The organism is Paenarthrobacter sp. CM16 (assembly GCF_013179505.1).
Classification (GTDB): Bacteria; Actinomycetota; Actinomycetes; order Actinomycetales; family Micrococcaceae; genus Arthrobacter.
Genome location: NZ_JABMCX010000434.1, coordinates 1 through 2867 on the forward strand (window position 1 = coordinate 1; position 2867 = coordinate 2867).

Here is a 2867-nt window from a genome sequence, read left to right on the forward strand (position 1 = left end):
CTTCTCCGGCGCCAGGGGCAACAGTTCGTCCCGAAGGAATTCACCCAAGGCGCTGTACGCAGAACGTGCGGCCGCAGTTCCGGCGTCGAGCTTTGACTGAACCTCGGCGGGCAGCGGGGAGCCATCAATAGCAGCGTTGGTGGCCATTTTGGCGAAGAAGCCATCCTCTGAGGCGTAGCGGCCCGTCTGCTCGATCACGATTCGGACCTGGCGGGCGGCGGCTACTTTCCCGGCGTCGGCAGCGGAGCGAAGCGACTCAATGTAGCCTTCAATGGCGCCAGGAACGTTGGCTGCACGGCCGGCAAGGTGTTCCCACTGTTCAACGGTCTCGGTAGGCATGAGATCGAAAATGGCGCGGATGTCCTGGGCAGGAGAGGCAATGTTGTTCAGGTCGGCGAGGTCCCAACCCGACTCGTGGATCTCCAATTCCAAGCCGAGCCGCTCGCGCATGGCGTCCAGGGTGACGGCATCCACGTCGTCAGACGGCTCAAGGCCTGCCAGGGCATCCAGGGCCAACCTTGTGGCCTCCGCGTGAGCCTCGGCACCGGCAGGGGAGTAGTCCTGGTATTCGGTTTCGTGTCCCGGCAGGCCCAGCGTGGTGGCAAAGCCGGGATTGAGTTCGATCAACTTTTCTGTGTACGCGTCAGCGACGGCATCGATGGCGGACTTCGGGCGTACAGGAGTGTTTGCAGTAGTCACCCACAGAGCCTAGCTGCGACACCGCTTACGTGAAAGGGTTGTTGAACTTTTCTACGTGCGGGAAAACTAGCCGCGGCTGCGCTTCCATGCGCCAGGGCCCGGTGACGGGTCCAGGCGCAGCTGCTGGCGTCGCACCCAATGCCGGACGTTCGGCTTGGCTGCGGCAGCCTCCTGCTGCGTACCGAGTGAAACCACGACGGCGGCAATCGCCGCGAGCTCTTCGGCTGTCGGTTCGCCCTTGACCACCGAGAACAGCGGGACGGCGGGTTCTGCGGGAGCGGCGTCCGGCGCCGAATCGGCGCGATGCTTGGGCGTGGTCACAGCGGGATGTTTCCGTGCTTCTTGGTGGGCAGGCTGGCGCGCTTGTCGCGGAGGGCTCGGAGGCCGCGGATGATCTGGAGGCGCGTGTCGGACGGAGCGATGACGGCGTCCACGTAGCCAAGCTGAGCTGCCTGGTACGGGTTGAGGAGTTCTTCCTCGTAGCCCTGGATAATCTCGGCGCGCTTGGCTTCCACGTCTCCGCCGGCTTCGGCAACGGCAGCAAGGTCGCGGCGGTACAGGATATTCACGGCACCCTGGGCGCCCATGACGCCGATCTGGGCGGTGGGCCATGCGAGGTTGAGGTCCGCGCCGAGCTTCTTGGAGCCCATCACGATGTACGCTCCACCGTAAGCCTTGCGGGTGATGACCGTGAGCTTGGGGACCGTTGCTTCGGCGTAGGCGTACAGGAGCTTGGCGCCGCGGCGGATGATGCCTTGGAATTCCTGGTCCTTGCCGGGCAGGAAGCCGGGGACGTCCACCAGGGTGATGATGGGGATGTTGAAGGCGTCGCAGTGCCGGACAAAGCGGGCAGCCTTTTCTGAGGCGGAGATGTCCAGGGTTCCAGCGAACTGCATGGGCTGGTTGGCCACGATGCCCACGGTGTGTCCCTCAACGCGGCCGTAGCCGATCATCACATTGGGTGCGTACAGGGACTGCATTTCGAGGAAGTGTGCGTCGTCCACGATCTGCTCTATGACCTTGCGCATGTCGTAGGGCTGGTTGGCGGAATCGGGGATCAGCGCGTCCAGTGCTTGGTCGTCGTCGTTGAGTTCCAGTTCCTGGTCGTGCTCCACCACGGGTGCTTCGGAGAGGTTGTTCGAGGGCAGGAAGTCCAGGAGTTCGCGCACGAACTCGATCGCGTCAGCCTCATCGGAGGCAAGGTAGGTGGAGGTTCCGGTGGTGGCATTGTGCTGGCGTGCCCCACCGAGGGTTTCCATGTCCACGTCTTCGCCGGTGACCGTCTTGATGACGTCGGGGCCGGTGATGAACATGTGCGAGGTCTTGTCCACCATCACCACATAGTCGGTCAAGGCAGGGGAGTAGGCGGCGCCGCCGGCGCACGGGCCCATGATGAGGGAAATCTGAGGGACAACGCCGGAAGCGTGGACGTTGTTGCGGAAGATGTCAGCGAACATGGCCAGCGAGGCGACGCCTTCCTGGATGCGCGCGCCGCCGCCGTCGTTGATACCCACAACAGGGCACCCGTTGCGGAGGGCGAATTCCTGGACCTTGACGATCTTCTCGCCGTTGACCTGGCTCAACGAGCCACCGTAGATGCTGAAGTCCTGGCTGTAGATGGCGATGAGGCGGCCATCAACGGTTCCGTATCCGGAGACCACACCGTCGCCCAGGGGTTTCTTCTTCTCCATGCCAAAGGCAGTTGAGCGGTGCACTGCGAGGGCGTCGAATTCGACGAAGGAGCCCGGATCAACCAGGAGATCAATGCGTTCGCGGGCAGTGTTCTTGCCCCGTGCATGCTGCTTCTCAATCGCTTCCGGGCCGGAAGGTTGCTCTGCACGGGCCTGGCGGTCGCGGAAGTCTGCAATCTTTCCCGCTGTCGTTGTCAGATCGTGGCTCATCAAGTGTCTCCGGCTCTGTAGCTGATTTTCGCTGGCGCAATTCGGTGTTGGTCATGAAGCTTAAGTAGCTTCCGTACAAAGAACAGGCCCCGCATGCCAGTCTAGTGACGCCTTTGCCGCGAACCGCTGTAGAAACCCTACAATTTTCCGCGTCCAAGCCAAAGCCACCCGCATGTTACCCGCCAGTAACATGGTTGGGTTAGAGTGTCCCCATGACTTCAAGCAACGACGCTTCCGGCGCACTTGCGCCCACGCAGACTCCCTACG

The 2867-nt window shown here is 62.6% G+C and carries 3 protein-coding genes; all 3 read right to left on the minus strand.

Annotation, left to right across the window (positions count from 1 at the left end; all coding sequences use genetic code 11):
• Positions 1-699: DUF885 family protein (locus HP499_RS22990; protein WP_172326379.1), on the minus strand; the 699-nt coding region annotated here is incomplete at its 3' end.
• Between the two features lie 66 nt (positions 700-765).
• Positions 766-1020 (minus strand): acyl-CoA carboxylase subunit epsilon, encoded by a 255-nt coding sequence (locus HP499_RS22995; RefSeq protein ID WP_026541413.1) that lies wholly within the window; start codon positions 1018-1020, stop codon positions 766-768.
• A complete protein-coding gene (locus tag HP499_RS23000) occupies positions 1017-2600 on the minus strand; it encodes an acyl-CoA carboxylase subunit beta (protein ID WP_172326380.1) in 1584 nt (527 codons plus the stop codon). Before HP499_RS23000 ends, HP499_RS22995 begins: the two co-directional genes overlap by 4 nt.
• Positions 2601-2867: the final 267 nt, after the last annotated feature.

Excerpts from the sequence above, each read along its gene's own strand:
- HP499_RS23000 (WP_172326380.1), bottom strand. The coding sequence starts at position 2,600 with ATGAGCCACGATCTGACAACGACAGCGGGAAAGATTGCAGACTTCCGC.